The sequence below is a fragment of the Nocardioides marinquilinus genome (assembly GCF_039543705.1).
GTDB lineage: Bacteria > Actinomycetota > Actinomycetes > Propionibacteriales > Nocardioidaceae > Nocardioides > Nocardioides marinquilinus.
This window is the reverse complement of record NZ_BAABKG010000002.1, coordinates 734152-748496: the sequence shown is the minus strand read 5'-3', so window position 1 is coordinate 748496 and position 14345 is coordinate 734152. Positions and strand designations below refer to the sequence as shown.

Genomic DNA, 14345 nt, shown 5'->3' with positions numbered 1-14345 from the left:
TCCTCGCACCTCGACCATCGTCAGGGCCCGGCCGCCACGGCGGTCGAGGTGCGAGGCCGGCCACGGCCGAGCCTCGAGACCCGGTGACGTCCACGCGAACCCTCGCGACGCCTGGGCGGGGCGTCAGTCGGTGGCGCGGCCGCGGCCGCGGGGGGCGCGGGGGGCGGTGGTGGTGGCGAGCAGCTCGTCGAGCGCCTCGGAGATGCAGGTGCCGAAGACCTCGGCGTCGGGCAGCTGGTCGCGGTCGGCGGTGATGCCGTAGAAGACGCCACCGTCGTAGGAGGTGACGCCGATGGCGAGCGGGTGTCCCTCGAGCAGCGGCGGCACGGGGTAGCTGGCGACCATGCGGGCGCCGGCGGCGTAGAGCGGCGACTGCGGGCCGGGCACGTTGGTGACGCTGAGCACGTAGCCGCGCCGCGCCTCCTCGGCCGCCACCCGCGACCCGATCGCGTGGAAGGTCGTGGGGGCGAAGCCGGCGATGCCGGCCAGCCGGTTGGCGGCCACGCTGCGGCCGGTCTCGGCGTGCGCCTGGAAGGAGTAGGAGACCTGGTGCAGGCGCACCAGCGGGCTCGGCTCCCCCACCGGGAGGTCGACGACGTGCGCGGCGATCTGGCTGCCCAGCGAGGTGGCCTCGAGCTCGTCGTCGATCACCGAGACCGGCACGACCGCGCGCACCTCGCGCAGCCCGCCCATCGACTCCGAGCGGGTCATCAGCCAGGCCCGCAGCCCCCCGGTGACGGTGGCGAGGACGACGTCGTTGACCGTGCCGCCGTGCTTCTCGCGCACCCGGCGGTAGTCGGCCAGCCGGGTCTCGACGGTGACCACGCGACGGTGCTGCGAGAGCGGGCCGAACATCGGACCGCGGCGGGGCGGACGTCGTCCCGCCAGCGCCCCGGCCACCTTCAGCGCGCCGCCGCCCACCTTCTCGGCGGCGTCGCGCGCGGTGCCGGTGGCCCGGCCCACCGTGTCGGTGAGCGCGGTGGCGTCGGTGACGACATCACGCACCGCGCCGGCCAGCAGCCGCCCGGACGACGGGGCCCGGCGCGGCGTCCAGTCGTCGGGCTCCAGCGCCTTGCGGTCGGGCGAGCGGTCGAGCAGCAGCTGCCCCAGGTCGACGGTGTGGACGCCGTCGACCAGCGCCTGGTGGGACTTGTAGAGCAGCGCCACGCGGTCGTCGCGCAGTCCCTCGACGAAGTAGACCTCCCACAGCGGCCGGCTGCGGTCGAGGCGGCGGGGCACGATGCGCGCCACCAGCTCGAACAGCTGCTCGTCGGAGCCCGGCCGGGGCAGCGCCGAGCGGCGCACGTGGTAGCCGAGGTCGAAGTGGTCGTCGTCGACCCACACCGGCGCGGCGACGCCACCGGGCACCCCGGCCAGGCGCTGCCGGTAGCGGGGCACGAAGGCGATGCGGTCGGCGATGAGGGCGAGCACGGTCTCGTGGTCGAGCCCCGACGGCCCGGGCTCGAAGATCTCGACGGTGGCGTTGTGGCGCGGCGCCGTGACGGTCTCGGCGGTGAGGAAGGCCAGGTCGCGCGATCGCAGTCGATCGGTCATGCGACACCCCCACGCCCTCGTCGGACGGCGTCCGGCACGGACCCGGTGGGCCCGGCCTTGCCGTTCGTGCGATTCTGGCAGAGGCACCGGCGCCGTCGAGCATCCGACCTGCGCCGCCTCCCGACCCCGACCCTCTCGTGTAAGGAGCCACGCCGTGCGCCGAGCCGCGGCCCTCGTCGCCTGCCTCCTGCTACCGCTCACCGCGGCGTGCGGCGGTGACGGCGGCGGCACCGACAGCGACGAGGTGGTGACCGTCGAGATCACCGTCGAGGGCGACACCGTCAGCCCCAACGGCGACCGCATCCAGGTCGGTGTCGGCCAGCCGGTCGACCTCGTCGTCACCGCCGACGCACCCGGGGTGATCGGCGTCCACGTCGACGGACCCGAGCAGACCTACGACTACGACGCCGGCACCAACGAGCCGATCCAGCTGCAGTTCGACCGGCCGGGCGTCGTCCCCGTCGAGCGGCACTCCCCCGACCTGACGATCGTCTCCCTCCAGGTCCAGTGAGCACCGGAGGCGACCTGTCGGCCCACGGGCTCGGCGGCGTGCAGGACCTGCCCATCTCGCTGAACCTGGCGATCGGCGGCGCGGTGGCCGCGCTGCTGGTCTCGTTCACCGTGCTCGCGGTGGCGTGGCGCCGGCCGCGCTACGACGCCCGCCGCGGCGGCCGGGCCGTGCCCGGCGTCCAGCGGCTGGTCGAGCACCCCGCGTTCGTGATCGGGCTGCGCGTCGTCGGCATGGTGGTGTTCCTCTACACCGTCTTCGTCTCGGTCTTCGGCGTCGACAAGGTGCTGAACCCGTTCTTCGGCATCTTCTACGTCTGGCTGTGGGTCGGCATCGTGCCGATGTCGCTGCTGTTCGGGCCGTTCTGGAAGGCGATCAGCCCGGTCCGCACCATCAACCTGCTGTTCGCGAGGCTGGCCGGCACCGACCCCGACGAGGGAGTGCGCGCCTACCCCGCCCGCCTCGGCTACTGGCCGGCCGCACTCGGCCTGTACGCGTTCGTGTGGCTCGAGCTGGTCTACCCCTTCATGAGCGAGCTCAGCCCGGTGCGGCTGTGGTGTGCGATCTACGTCGCGGTGATGCTGCTCGGCGGGGCCGTGTGGGGCAGCGGGTTCTACGAGCGCGCCGACCCCTTCGAGGTCTACTCGACGCTGGTCGGGCGCCTGTCGATTTGGGGCTACCGCGACGACGGCACCCTGGTCGTGCGCAGCCCGCTGGCCAACCTGGACGGCGTCGTGGTCGCCCCCGGCCTGGTCGGCGTGGTCGGCGTGCTGTTCGGCAGCACCGGCTTCGACTCCTTCGGCGAGTCGCCCACCTGGGTGCGCTACCTGCAGGGCAGCTCGGTCAACGGCTACCTGCTCAACAACATCGCCCTCGCGGTGTTCTGCCTCGGCGCCATCGCGCTGTTCTCGCTCGCGTGCATGCTCACCGGCGTCGCGGGGGCCAGCGGCCCCGAACCCGTCCCCGAACCCGACCCCGACTCCGACGCCGAGCAGCGGGACGACGTCCGCTCGCGTCGCACGCCGCGGTGGCTGGCCGCGCGGGCCGGGCTGCCCAACGCCTTCGCGCACTCGATCGTGCCGATCGTCGTGGGCTACATCGTGGCGCACTACCTGACCTACTTCATCGAGGTCGGCTCGAACACCATCGCGCTCGCCAGCGACCCGCTGAGCAACGGCTCGAACATCCTCGGCACGGCCGACTTCCCGCGCATCGCGTGGCTCAGCTACCACCCCACGCTGCTGGCCAACCTCAAGGTCGGCGCCGTCGTCGTCGGCCACGTGGTGGCCGCCGTCGCCTCCCACGACCGCGCCCTCAAGCTGCTCCCTCGCCGCCACCAGCTCCTCGGCCAGCTGCCCCTGCTGATCGTGATGGTCGGCTTCACCGGCGGCGGCCTCTTGCTCCTGTTCTCTTCTTGAGTCGCTCGGGGGGCGTCCGCCACGCTGACCCGTCAGACATGTCCGACGGGTCGACCCGGATTCCGCGCTGACCCGTCAGACATGTCCGACGGGTCGACCCGCTGTTCGCCCCTCAGCGGGGGAGGTGGGCTACGAGGGCGGCGACGGCCTTGGTGAGGGGGCTGTCGCCGGCCTCGAGGAGGGTGCGGCCGGCCACGAGGGCGCGGTCGACGGCGGCGCGGTCGTCGGGCAGGAAGTGCAGGCCGGCGAGGCGCCCGAAGCCCGCGACCATGCCGGCGATGTCCTTCTCCGACCAGCCGAGGCTGGGGCGCATGCGGTTGACGACGACGTGCACGGGCACCGACCCGACCGCCTCGCGCAGGTCGACCAGGCCGCGGGCGAGGCGTGAGAGGCCCACCGGGTCGGCACCGCCGACCACGACGACGTCGTCGGCCACCTCGAGCGCGCCGAGCGTGAGCTGGTTGCGGCTGGGGCGGCCGAGGTCGGCGGCGGCGTCGCTCTCGAGGCTGAACCCGGTGTCGACGACGACCTGGCCGTGGGTGCGGCCGACCTCGAGCAGGTGCTCGACGGTGCCCGCGCGCACCTCGCTCCAGCGGTCGGGCCGGGGCAGGCCGGTGACGACCGAGAGGTGCTGGTCGAGGCCGCGCTGCACCGAGGCGAAGCGCTCCTCGAGGTGGCCCGAGGTGCTCAGCCGGGCGGCGGCGAGCAGGCCGGAGACCTCGTCCATGACGCCGAGCTGCTGGGCCAGGCTGCCGCCGTAGGGGTCGGCGTCGACCAGGACGACACGCTCGCCGTGCCGGGCCCGCTCGGCGGCGATCGCGGCCGCCACGGTGCTGCGGCCCGGCGCCCCGGCCGGCCCCCAGACGGCCAGCACCCGGCCACCGGCGGTCGGCGACGGCGGCTCGGCCGGTGCGGGCGGCGAGGTCGGCCAGGGCCGGGTCGGTCGCGCGGACGGCGGCAGCGGCGGCAGGGGCGGCAGCGTGGGAGCCGCGGGCCCGGCCGGCGGTGGCGTGGCGCGCTCGGCGTCGACGACGGCGTCGCCGAGGCGGTCGATCCCGGAGACCCGCACCACCGTCGCGATGCCGATGCGCGAGGCGCGCACCCGGCCGGCGTCCGCGTCGTCGTCGGCGACCACGGCGACCGGCTGCACGCCGTGCTGCCGCAGCAGGTCGACGGCGGCGACGTCGAGACCGCGGGCCTCGAGCCCCACGACGGCGGCCTGCGCCTGCCCCGACGTCGCGGCGGCGAGCAGGTCGTCGACGTCGACGCACCGCTTGAGCACCACGGTGCCGGCGTGCTCGCCCAGCGCCTCGAGCGCCCGCGACTCCCATGGCGCCCCCGAGGCCACGACCAGGACGACGATCACGGTCCGACCACGGAGAGCCGCACGGTGGGCGTGTCGCTCGCGCCGAGCACGGCGTAGAAGCCCTCGACGTCGCCCGGTGCGACGGCGAGGTCGACCTTCGCCTCCGAGCCGGTGGCCAGGCTGTCGTCGAGGGCCGCGACCGAGACGACGCGCACCCCCGTCAGCGCCGGACCGTCGGCCTGCGGACGCCCACCGCCCGCGCCCGGCAGCACGTACACGTCGACCTGCGACCCCTCGACCAGGCTGTCGGGCACCGTCAGCGGCGAGACGCCGACCGAGACCACGACGCCGTCGTCGCCGCCACCGTCGGCCACGGCCGAGCGCGGCAGCAGCTCGCCGGCCCCCACCGGCCGGTCGAGGGTGAGGTCGTCGGGCAGGACGTCGTCGGCGGTGAAGTAGCGATCGAGGTCGGCGTCGTCGGCGAAGCGCACCCGGCGCACCTCGAGGTCGGCCTCGCTCAGCTGCTGGCCCTGCGCGGCGTCGTCCGCGAGCACCCAGACCTGGACGGTGTCGTCGGCGGAGGCCAGCACGCGGGCACCGACGACGACCGAGACGGCGACGATGGCGATGCCGATCCAGAGGCGAGGGTCACGCCAGCCGGGGCGGGAGGCGCGGGTGGCGGGTGGCACCACGCCCGGGGCGGGGAGGGGTCGGGGGGACACAGGCCGGATTGTGGCCCGGAAGAATAGCGCTCACAATGCGTCATCCACAGCCGGTCTAGCCGACCGGCGACTTGGGGGGTGAATTTCCACAGTTCCACCCCACGGGCGTCGCGGATCGCACCGGCAGTGACAAACTCCGCTCATGTCCCCCCCACGCTTCTTGACGCTCGCTGATGTCGCGGAGGTGCTGAACACGTCCAGTGCGCAGGTCTACGCCATGGTCCGACGAGGTGAGCTGGAGGCGATCAAGATCGGTGGGCGGGGGCAGTGGCGGGTCGAGTCCAGCAAGCTGGAGGACTACATCGCCCGCGCCTACACCGAGACCGCCGACTTCGTCGCCAAGCACCCCTACGTCGAGGACGATTCCGCCACCCCCACGACCACCGAGGCGCCCTGACCGCGGCCCGGACCCGATCTGCAGAACCCTGTCGACCACGAGCGGCCCCAGCCGACCTCAGCCGACCTCAGCCGACCTCGCTGTCGAGCTCGATCCGCGCCGTCCGCTCGCGCCCGTCGCGGCGGTAGACGAACTCGATGACCTCGCCCGGCTGGTGCGTGCGGATCGTGACGATCAGCGAGATGCTGTCGGTGACCCGCTGGCCGTCGACCTCGACGACGACGTCGCCGGCCTCGAGCCCCGCCGCCTCGGCGGGGGCGTCGGCGGTGACGTCGTCGATCAGGGCTCCCTCGTCGGTGTTGGCGTTGCCCACCGAGGCGCCGATCACCGGGTAGCGGGCCTCGCCGGTCTTGAGGATCTGGTCGGCGGTGATGCGCACCTGCTCGACCGGGATGGCGAAGCCGACGCCGATGTTGCCGGCCTCGCCGTCGATGCTGCCGCCACCGCTGGTGGCGATGGCGGAGTTCACGCCGACCACCTGCCCGCGCAGGTTGACCAGCGGGCCGCCGGAGTTGCCGGGGTTGATGGCGGCGTCGGTCTGCACCGCGTTGATGTAGGAGGAGTCGTCGCCCGGCGAGCCGGTGGTGACGGGCCGGTTGAGGGCGCTGACGATGCCCGCCGTGACGGTCGAGCTCAGGCCCAACGGCGAGCCGATCGCCACGACGCCGTCACCGACGCGCAGCCGCTTCGAGGAGCCGAGGGCGGCCGGGGGCAGACCGCTGTCGGGGCCGATGTCGAGCACGGCGAGGTCGTAGACGGGGCTGCGGCCGACGAGGTCGGCCTCGAAGACGTTGCCGTCCTGGTCGACGACCTCGATGGGGCCGTCGCTCTCGGCGGCGGACTCGACCACGTGGTTGTTGGTGACGACGTGGCCCTGGTCGTCGAGCACGAACCCCGAGCCGGTGGCGCCGTCGTCCTGGCCCTGGAACTCGGCCGAGATCTGCACCGTGCTCGGCAGCAGCGCCTCGGCGACGGCGGTCACCCCGCCGCCGGTCTCGACGGGGGGCAGCTCGACGATCTGGTCGTCGGACAGGCCCTCGTAGGCCGGAGGCGCGGCGCTGCCACCGTCGTCGTCGGAGGCGACGAGGGTGCCGCCGGCGACGCCGCCGAGGGTGCCGACCACCAGCGCGACCGCGACCAGCACCGGCCAGATCCAGCCGCTCGGACGGGCGCGCTCGGCCTTGGTCGGCGCCGCGCGGTGGGACGGCGTGAAGACGTGACCGGGCTGGCCCGCGCGATCGGGCGTCGCGTAGTCGTGCCAGCGCTGGGCCGCGGGCGGCGGGCCGACCGGCGGGGCCCACGACGGCGAGACCGGCGACGGGCCCGGCGCGGACAGGGAGAGCGGCTGCGTGGGGTGGTCGTCGGCGTCGGCCGGCGCCGGGCCGCCGAAGGTGCCGGGCGCGGTGGTGCCGGGCGCGGTGCTCGGCAGCGCCTCCGGACCGGCTTGCGCGGGGTGGTCGGCCGCGTCGTCGGCCGCGTCGGGGTCGCGACGCGGCTCGTCGGGGTGGTCGTGGTCGCTCACGTCGTCATCCTCCCCCGGGCCCGGTTGGACGTCTGCCCTCGGAGGGGTGCCGGGGGCAGGTCACCTGCCGCCGGGCTGCCCGTCGGGGTCGCGCTGCGGCGTGGGTGCGGGCGACTGGTGCGTGGCGGGCGCGCGGCGGTCGATGCCGGGGGCGTCGGCGGGGGCGGTGCCGAGGGCCAGGATGCCCATGACGGCCGCGCCGACGGCGGCGCTGCCGCCGATCACCGCGACGCCGAGACGACGCTCGCGGGCGCGGGGGCTCGAAGCGTTGAGCAGGTCGCCCGGGCCACCGCAGCCGACGGGCGGCATGCCGAGCAGCGCCCCCTTCAACCGCTCGGACGCGCAGTCGTCGTCCAGGGAGAGCGCGGACAGGCGGGTCTTGACCCAGCCCTCCCGCTCGACGGCGTCACGGCACAGGAAGCAGCCGTGCACGTGGGTCCAGGCGACGTCGGCCTCGTGGGCGGGCAGCCGCCCGTCGAGGAGGTCGCTGACCCGGCGCCCGAGATGGCCCGTCATGCGCCGCTCCCCACGCCCCGGGCGGCCGGGACCGGGGCCGGACCGGAGTAGCGCGCGCGGCCCTGGGCGGGCGCGCGGTGGGCGAGGCCGGCGCGCAGCATGGCGCGGCCGCGGTGGATGCGCGAGCGCACGGTGCCGAGCTTGGCCCCGAGGATCTCGGCGATCTCGTCGTAGGTGAGCCCCTCGACGTCGCACAGCACCACCGCGACGCGGAAGTCGGGCGGCAGGGCGGCGAGCGCCTGCTCGACGTCGTCGTCGAAGGTGCGGTCGGCGTAGGCGACCTCGGGCGCCGGCGACGGGCTGGAGAGCCGGTCGGCGCGCTCGTCGGAGAGGGCGTCGAAGCGGATGCGCTGCTTGCGGCGCGCCTGGTCGAGGAACAGGTTGGTGGTGATGCGGTGCAGCCAGCCCTCGAACGTGCCGGGGGTGTAGCTCGACAGCGAACGGAAGACGCGGACGAAGACCTCCTGCGTGAGGTCCTCCGCGTCGGGCCGGTTGCCGGTGAGGCGGTAGGCCAGGCGGTAGACGCGGTCGGAGTGCTGGGAGACGATCTCGTCCCAGGTGGGCACGGCTTCGGCGCTCACCGGCTCCTTCTCTCTCGGGACCCTGGGAGCACCAGCGTCACGGGCTGCGGGGTTGTGGGCCGTCCGGCCGACGCGTCTCACGGTAGGGCTCTCTCCTGAGGGGTCTCTGAGAGCCGACAACGAACGGCTGCGGGGCACCGTTCCCGATAGGTTGCCTCCATGCCGCCGACGACCGACCCGATCTCGCCCGCGAGCTGGACCTTCGCCGAGGACTACGTGAGCGAGGACGCCGTCCTCGCGGCCGGGCGGGAGCGGGCCACGCAGGTCGGCGTCACGGCGATCGGCCCCGGCGGCGGGGCCGTGCTGCGGTTCGTCGCCTCGGTGCTCGAGGCGCGTGCGGTGGTCGAGATCGGCACCGGCACCGGCGTCTCGGGCCTGTGGCTGCTGCGCGGCATGCGACCGGACGGCGTCCTCACCACCGTCGACGTCGAGGCCGAGCACCAGAGGCTGGCGCGCGAGACCTTCGCCGCGGACGGCGTGGCGAGCCAGCGGGTGCGCACCATCGCCGGTCCGGCGCTCGACGTCCTGCCGCGGCTGACCGACGCGCACTACGACCTGGTCTTCGCCGACGGCGACAAGACCGAGTACCCCGCCTACCTCGCCGAGGCGCTGCGGCTGCTGCGCCCCGGCGGCGTGGTGGCCTTCGACAACGCGCTGTGGCACGACAAGGTCGCCGACCCCGCCCAGCGCGACCCCGAGACCTCGGCCGTGCGCGACCTGGCCCGGCAGGTGGTCGAGCACGAGAGCCTCGTGCCCGTGCTGCTGCCGGTGGGCGACGGCCTGCTGCTCGCGCGCAAGCAGTGGGTGCCCGAGTCGGACTGAGCCGGGCGCCTCAGGTGCCGCGGACGCCGGCGAGCGGGTCGGGGCGGCCGAGCCAGGTGAGCAGGGCGCGGGGACCGAAGCCCGACGGGCCCTCGGTCCACTCGTAGCGCTCGTCGGGCACGTCGCCGACCGAGGCGATGTCGAGGTGCGCCCAGGGCACCCCGCCCGGACCGCCGACGAAGTGCTGCAGGAACAGCGCGGCCATGATCGAGCCGGGCCCGCTGGCGCCGTTGTCGGCGTCGGCGACCTTCGAGGCCAGCTTCTCCTCGTAGTCGCCGTGCAGCGGCAGCCGCCAGAACGGCTCGCCCGCCGCCTCGCCGGCCTCGAGCAGCGCGGTGGCCAGGGCGTCGTCGGTGGCGTAGAGCCCACCGACCTGCTGGCCGAGCGCGACCTTGACCGCGCCGGTGAGCGTGGCGACGTCGACGACGACCGCGGGGTCGAGCTCGGCGACGGCGTAGGCGAGGGCGTCGGCCAGCACGAGCCGGCCCTCGGCGTCGGTGTTGGTGACCTCGGTGGTGCGGCCGCCGTAGTGGCGCAGCACGTCGCCCGGTCGCATGGCGTTGCCCGAGATGGCGTTCTCGGCGGCGGCGACCAGGCCGACGACGCGCACGGGGCACCCGACGGCGGCCAGGGCCGCCATGGTCGACAGGACGACGGCCCCGCCGGTCATGTCGCGCTTCATCGAGGCCATCGACTGCGCCGGCTTGATGGACAGGCCGCCGCTGTCGAAGGTGATGCCCTTGCCGACCAGCACCACGGTGGGGGTCTTGCGACCGGCCTTGCGCGGGGCGTAGTCGAGCCGGATCAGCCGCGGCGGGGTGGCCGAGGCCTGCCCGACGCCGAGGATGCCGCCGAAGCCGCCCGTACGCAGGGCGTCCTCGTCCCAGACCTGGATCTTCAGGTCGGCCTCGGCCGCGATCTCCTCGGCCTGCTCGGCCAGCCACGGCGGGTTCTTCAGGTTCGACGGCACCGTGGCCAGGGTGCGCGAGCGCCAGCCCGCGCCGCCGAGCGCGACGGCGCGCTCGAGGGCGGCCTGGTCGGCGTCGGCGGTGGTGGCCGGCATCCCGGCGAGGACGACGCGCTCGACCGGCAGGTGCTCGGGCGGGCCGGCGCGCCAGGAGAAGCCGAACGAGCCGAGCATCAGCCCGACGGTGACCGCCTCGATGCCGTGCTCGGCGTCGAGCGCGGCGACCGTGGTGGCCACCGAGCGCCGGTCGAGCACCGCACGGCCGATCGTGGCGCCGGCGGCGCGCAGGTCGTCGGGGGTGGCGGAGCCGACGCCCACCAGCAGCACGCCGCGCAGGTCGGGGTTCTCGGTGACGCCGAGCGGCACCGGCACGTGGTGCGCCTCGCCGACGGCGCCGGTGGCGCGCAGCGCCTCGGCGACGGCGACCAGGTCGACCTCGAGCGCGTCGGCCAGCTCGGCCGCACCCGGCCCGAGCACCGGAGCAGCGCCCTCGCCGTCACCTGGCAGCACCGGGACGGCGACGACCTCCACGCCCACGACCGCATGGGCCGCGCGGTCGGTCAGCGCGACCTGGGGCGGGGAGACCTGGCTGGGCAGACTCGGCTCGGCCAGGCTCACCCGACGACGTTCTTGAGGGCGTCGCCGAGGGCGCCGGCCTCCTCCGCGTTGAGCTCGACCACCAGCCGACCGCCACCCTCGAGCGGGACCCGCATCACGATGCCGCGGCCCTCCTTCGTGACCTCGAGCGGGCCGTCACCCGTGCGTGGCTTCATCGCCGCCATGCGGGACCTCTTTCGTGTTGCCGGTGGAGCTGCGGTTTGGGAGTGCGGGACGACGCACCGCGAGGGACACGTCGACCGCGATCCATTATCCCCCATGGCGAGGGGACGCCGCACCCGATACCGGGCACGACCCGCGGTGGCAGACTCCCGCCATGACCACCGGCCCCGACGCGCCCGTGCTGCTCGACGTCACCGACGGCGTCGCGACGATCACCCTCAACCGCCCCGAGGCCATGAACAGCCTCGACGTGGCGACCAAGCGGCTGCTGCTCGAGACCGTGACCGCGGTGGCCGACGACGACGCGGCGCGCTGCGTCGTCCTCACCGGCACGGGGCGGGCGTTCTGCACCGGCCAGGACCTCAAGGAGCACGTCTCGCTGCTGACCAACGGCGGCAGCGACCAGCTGTTCAGCACCGTCGACGAGCACTACAACCCGATCGTCACCGCGGTGGCCGGGATGGCGAAGCCGGTGCTCGCGGCGGTCAACGGCGTCGCGGCCGGCGCCGGGGCGTCGCTGGCGATGGCCTGCGACCTGCGGGTCGTGGCCGACACCGCCGGCTTCAACCTGGCCTTCGCCAACGTCGCGCTGTCGTGCGACACCGGCGCCAGCTACCACCTGCCGCTGCTGGTGGGCCGGGCCAGGGCGATGGAGCTGCTGTACTTCCCGCGCACGGTGCGCGCCGACGAGGCGCTCGAGATCGGGCTGGCCTCGCAGGTCGTGCCGGCCGACGACCTCGCCGGCGTCGTCGGCGACCTGGCGCGGCGCCTGGCCGACGGCCCGACCGTCGCGCTCGGCGCGATGCGCCGCTCGGTGGCCTACGCCGCGGGCCACTCCTTCGAGGAGGCCCTGGCCTTCGAGAGCGCCCGGATGACGCAGACCGGCGCCACCCGCGACCACCGGGCCGCCGTCGACGCGTTCCTGGCCAAGGAGAAGCCGGTCTTCGAGGGTCGGTAGCCCCCACCGGGTCTCGAGGCTCGGCCGTGGCCGGCCTCGCACCTCGACCACCGTGGGGGCCCAACGATGGTCGAGGTGCGAGGAGCCCTGGCGACGAGCCTCGAGACCACCGGCCGTCGTCGCGAGCGTTCGCGTGATCGGTGTGTGGCCGGGTCGGTCAGAGGGGGTTGGCGCCGACGCGGCCGCGGACGGCGTCGAAGATGCGCAGCACCTGGCGCGGGGCCTCCTGCGTCATGCGGCGGCGCGAGGGCGAGGCGCCGTACTCGACGGTGAGGGCGGTGCCGTCGAAGTTCGCGTTGAACCAGCCGGTCATGGTGCCGTGGCAGACGCCGCCGCAGTCGAGGGTGCTGCGCGGCAGGCGGAGGATGCGCGCGACGCGGCGGGCGAAGGCCGGGCTCTTGGTGTCGGTGTCGACGGAGCTGAGCGGCTGGTGGAAGCTCAGCAGCCAGTCGGGGTCGACGCGGCGCAGGAACCGCATCACCGCGCGGGTCTCGGGCTCGGACGCCGGCCGCGGGCCCGACTCGGTCTCGCCGTCGAGGTCGGTCCAGCTGTTCGGGAAGTTGCGGTTGAGGTCGACGCCGCGGCCGTTGCGACGGGTGCCGGCGGCGAGGCCGTCGGGGTTGTAGACCGGCAGCACCCAGAGGTCGAGGCCGATGACCTTCGGGCCCTCGACCAGGCTGGTCAGGATGCGCCGGGTGTCGGGCTCGTCGCCGTGCATCGTCGAGAACAGCACCACCGTGTCGGCGCCCGGGTAGCCGGGGTCGCCGAGCCGGTAGGCCACGAGCGGGCGGCCCTTCGCGCTGCGCCCGATCACCTTCCGGGCCACCACGCCGGGGCCGGCCGGTGCCGGGGCGGCGAGCCGGGCGGACGCCGTCCGGACGGCGTCGCCGGCGGGGGCTGCCGGGGCTGCCGGGGCGGCGGGAGCCGCGCCGGGGACGAAGAGAAGCGGGAGGGCGACGAGGCCGGCCACGCCGGACAGCAGGGTGCGCACGCCCGCAGCATCGACGATCGGGGGCCGCGGGTCCACCGTCGGGAACACGTGGCGCCCGATCCGCCTTGGAGCCACCGATGACCGCCGCCGCCCCGACGTCCGCCCCGACCCCGACCCAGCGCGCCCACCTGCGCGCCTTCGTCGGCGTCGGCGTCGCGTTCCTGCTCGTGATGTCGTTCATGACGGTGCCGACGCCGCTGTACGCGCTCTACGCCGAGCGCGACCACTTCGGCGCCTTCACCACCACGCTGGTCTTCGCCGCCTACGGCGCGGGCGTGCTGGTCGGGCTGGTGCTCACCGGGCACGTCAGCGACCACGTCGGACGGCGTCCGGTGGCGCTGGCCGTGGTGGCGGTCGAGGTGCTCTGCGCCGTCGGCTTCGCGCTGTGGCAGGACACGCCGGCGCTGCTCGCGCTGCGGTTCGTCACCGGGCTCGGCGTGGGCGCGCTGTCGGCGACGCTCACCGCCCACGTCGCCGAGCTCTGGGGCGTCGCGCGTCCGGACGACGACGGCCGGCTCGGCAGCACCGTGGCCACCACCGCCAGCCTCGGCGGGCTCGCGCTGGGGCCGTTCGTCGCCGCGCTGCTCGCGCTGCTGCCGGGGCCGCTCGTGACGCCCTACCTCGCCTACGCCGTCCTGATGGTCGCGCTGGCGCTGGTCATCTGGCGCGCGCCCGAGACCGTCCCGGCCGATGCCCGCGCCAGGTCGTGGCGCTACCGGCCGCAGACGGTGGCCGTCGACCCCGCCATCCGCGGGCCGTTCGTGGGCGCCGCGCTGGCCGCCCTCGCCGGGTTCGCCGTGATGGGCTTCGTGACCGCGCTGACCGGCCGGTTCCTGGCCGACGTCGCGGGCGTCACCGACGTCCTGGCGGTGGGGGCCGTGGCGACGGCCGTGGTCTCGGGCAGCGCGCTGAGCCAGCTGGCGACGGTGCGGGTGTCGTCGGCGGCGCGGCTGCGGGCCGGGGCCGTCGCCGTCGCCCTCGGCTGCGTCACGCTGGCCGGCTCGGCGGCGCTGTCGTCGCTGCCCCTGTACGTGGTCGGCGGGTTCGTCGCCACCGGCGGCGTCGGCCTGGTCTTCGCCGCCTCGGTCGCCACGGTGGCGGCGCTGGCGGCCCCCGAGCGGCGCGGCGAGACGCTCGCGGCGCTGTTCCTCGCCGGGTACGCCGGCATCACGATCCCGGTCGTCGGGCTCGGCGCGCTGCTGCTGGTGGCCTCGACCCAGACCGTGCAGGTGGTCTTCGCGCTCGTGGCCGCGGTCGCCGTCCCCGCCGGCATCGCGGTGCTGCTGCGCCGCGGCTGAGCGCC

The 14345-nt window shown here is 75.0% G+C and carries 15 protein-coding genes; 6 read left to right on the top strand and 9 right to left on the bottom strand.

What is annotated here, in order from left to right:
* Positions 1 to 123: 123 nt before the first annotated feature.
* Positions 124 to 1554: a WS/DGAT/MGAT family O-acyltransferase gene (locus ABEA04_RS09635; protein ID WP_345457548.1), complete on the bottom strand. Its 1431-nt coding sequence runs from the start codon at positions 1552 to 1554 to the stop codon at positions 124 to 126.
* A gap of 154 nt (positions 1555 to 1708) precedes the next feature.
* Between ABEA04_RS09635 and ABEA04_RS09630 the strand changes: the two genes are divergently transcribed.
* Together ABEA04_RS09630 and ABEA04_RS09625 are read left to right on the top strand one after the other, a co-directional pair.
* A complete protein-coding gene (locus ABEA04_RS09630; RefSeq protein ID WP_345457545.1) occupies positions 1709 to 2065 on the top strand; it encodes a hypothetical protein in 357 nt (118 codons plus the stop codon).
* Positions 2062 to 3480, top strand: coding sequence for a hypothetical protein (locus tag ABEA04_RS09625; RefSeq protein ID WP_345457543.1), 1419 nt, complete (start codon positions 2062 to 2064; stop codon positions 3478 to 3480). The genes ABEA04_RS09630 and ABEA04_RS09625 overlap by 4 nt, the downstream gene beginning before the upstream one ends.
* A 112-nt stretch (positions 3481 to 3592) precedes the next feature.
* Here ABEA04_RS09625 and ABEA04_RS09620 read toward each other — a convergent pair whose 3' ends face one another.
* Both ABEA04_RS09620 and ABEA04_RS09615 read right to left on the bottom strand, forming a co-directional pair.
* Entirely contained in the window at positions 3593 to 4846 is a 1254-nt protein-coding gene (locus tag ABEA04_RS09620) for a CpaE/TadZ family protein (RefSeq protein WP_345457540.1), read from the bottom strand.
* Positions 4843 to 5508, bottom strand: a complete 666-nt coding sequence (locus ABEA04_RS09615; protein ID WP_345457537.1) for a hypothetical protein — start codon at positions 5506 to 5508, stop codon at positions 4843 to 4845. Before ABEA04_RS09615 ends, ABEA04_RS09620 begins: the two co-directional genes overlap by 4 nt.
* A gap of 142 nt (positions 5509 to 5650) precedes the next feature.
* Here ABEA04_RS09615 and ABEA04_RS09610 point away from each other — a divergent pair, with 142 nt between their 5' ends.
* Positions 5651 to 5905, top strand: coding sequence for a helix-turn-helix domain-containing protein (locus ABEA04_RS09610; protein ID WP_345457534.1), 255 nt, complete (start codon positions 5651 to 5653; stop codon positions 5903 to 5905).
* Between the two features lie 67 nt (positions 5906 to 5972).
* Here ABEA04_RS09610 and ABEA04_RS09605 read toward each other — a convergent pair whose 3' ends face one another.
* From ABEA04_RS09605 to sigE, 3 genes are read right to left on the bottom strand one after another with little or no spacing between them, the layout of a single operon-like run.
* The gene (locus ABEA04_RS09605) at positions 5973 to 7427 is read right to left on the bottom strand and encodes a S1C family serine protease (protein WP_345457531.1); all 1455 of its coding nucleotides are present in this window, start codon (positions 7425 to 7427) and stop codon (positions 5973 to 5975) included.
* A 60-nt stretch (positions 7428 to 7487) separates the two neighbouring features.
* Positions 7488 to 7943 carry a hypothetical protein gene (locus tag ABEA04_RS09600; RefSeq protein WP_345457528.1) on the bottom strand — a complete coding sequence of 152 codons (456 nt, stop codon included), beginning with the start codon at positions 7941 to 7943 and terminating at the stop codon, positions 7488 to 7490.
* Positions 7940 to 8524 carry an RNA polymerase sigma factor SigE gene (gene sigE, locus ABEA04_RS09595; protein ID WP_345457525.1) on the bottom strand — a complete coding sequence of 195 codons (585 nt, stop codon included), beginning with the start codon at positions 8522 to 8524 and terminating at the stop codon, positions 7940 to 7942. The genes ABEA04_RS09600 and sigE overlap by 4 nt, the downstream gene beginning before the upstream one ends.
* Before the next feature lie 159 nt (positions 8525 to 8683).
* On the opposite strand from sigE, the gene ABEA04_RS09590 reads away from it, so the two are divergent.
* Entirely contained in the window at positions 8684 to 9346 is a 663-nt protein-coding gene (locus tag ABEA04_RS09590; protein WP_345457522.1) for an O-methyltransferase, read from the top strand.
* Between the two features lie 10 nt (positions 9347 to 9356).
* On the opposite strand, the gene ABEA04_RS09585 is transcribed toward ABEA04_RS09590, so the two are convergent.
* Both ABEA04_RS09585 and ABEA04_RS09580 read right to left on the bottom strand, forming a co-directional pair.
* Entirely contained in the window at positions 9357 to 10931 is a 1575-nt protein-coding gene (locus ABEA04_RS09585; protein ID WP_345457519.1) for a leucyl aminopeptidase family protein, read from the bottom strand.
* Positions 10928 to 11095 (bottom strand): DUF3117 domain-containing protein, encoded by a 168-nt coding sequence (locus tag ABEA04_RS09580; protein ID WP_091024313.1) that lies wholly within the window; start codon positions 11093 to 11095, stop codon positions 10928 to 10930. The genes ABEA04_RS09585 and ABEA04_RS09580 overlap by 4 nt, the downstream gene beginning before the upstream one ends.
* Positions 11096 to 11247: 152 nt before the next feature.
* On the opposite strand from ABEA04_RS09580, the gene ABEA04_RS09575 reads away from it, so the two are divergent.
* Positions 11248 to 12051, top strand: coding sequence for an enoyl-CoA hydratase/isomerase family protein (locus ABEA04_RS09575; RefSeq protein WP_345457516.1), 804 nt, complete (start codon positions 11248 to 11250; stop codon positions 12049 to 12051).
* A gap of 157 nt (positions 12052 to 12208) precedes the next feature.
* On the opposite strand, the gene ABEA04_RS09570 is transcribed toward ABEA04_RS09575, so the two are convergent.
* Positions 12209 to 13042 carry a M14 family zinc carboxypeptidase gene (locus ABEA04_RS09570; protein WP_345457513.1) on the bottom strand — a complete coding sequence of 278 codons (834 nt, stop codon included), beginning with the start codon at positions 13040 to 13042 and terminating at the stop codon, positions 12209 to 12211.
* Between the two features lie 77 nt (positions 13043 to 13119).
* Here ABEA04_RS09570 and ABEA04_RS09565 point away from each other — a divergent pair, with 77 nt between their 5' ends.
* The gene (locus ABEA04_RS09565; protein ID WP_345457511.1) at positions 13120 to 14340 is read left to right on the top strand and encodes an MFS transporter; all 1221 of its coding nucleotides are present in this window, start codon (positions 13120 to 13122) and stop codon (positions 14338 to 14340) included.
* Positions 14341 to 14345 lie beyond the last annotated feature (5 nt).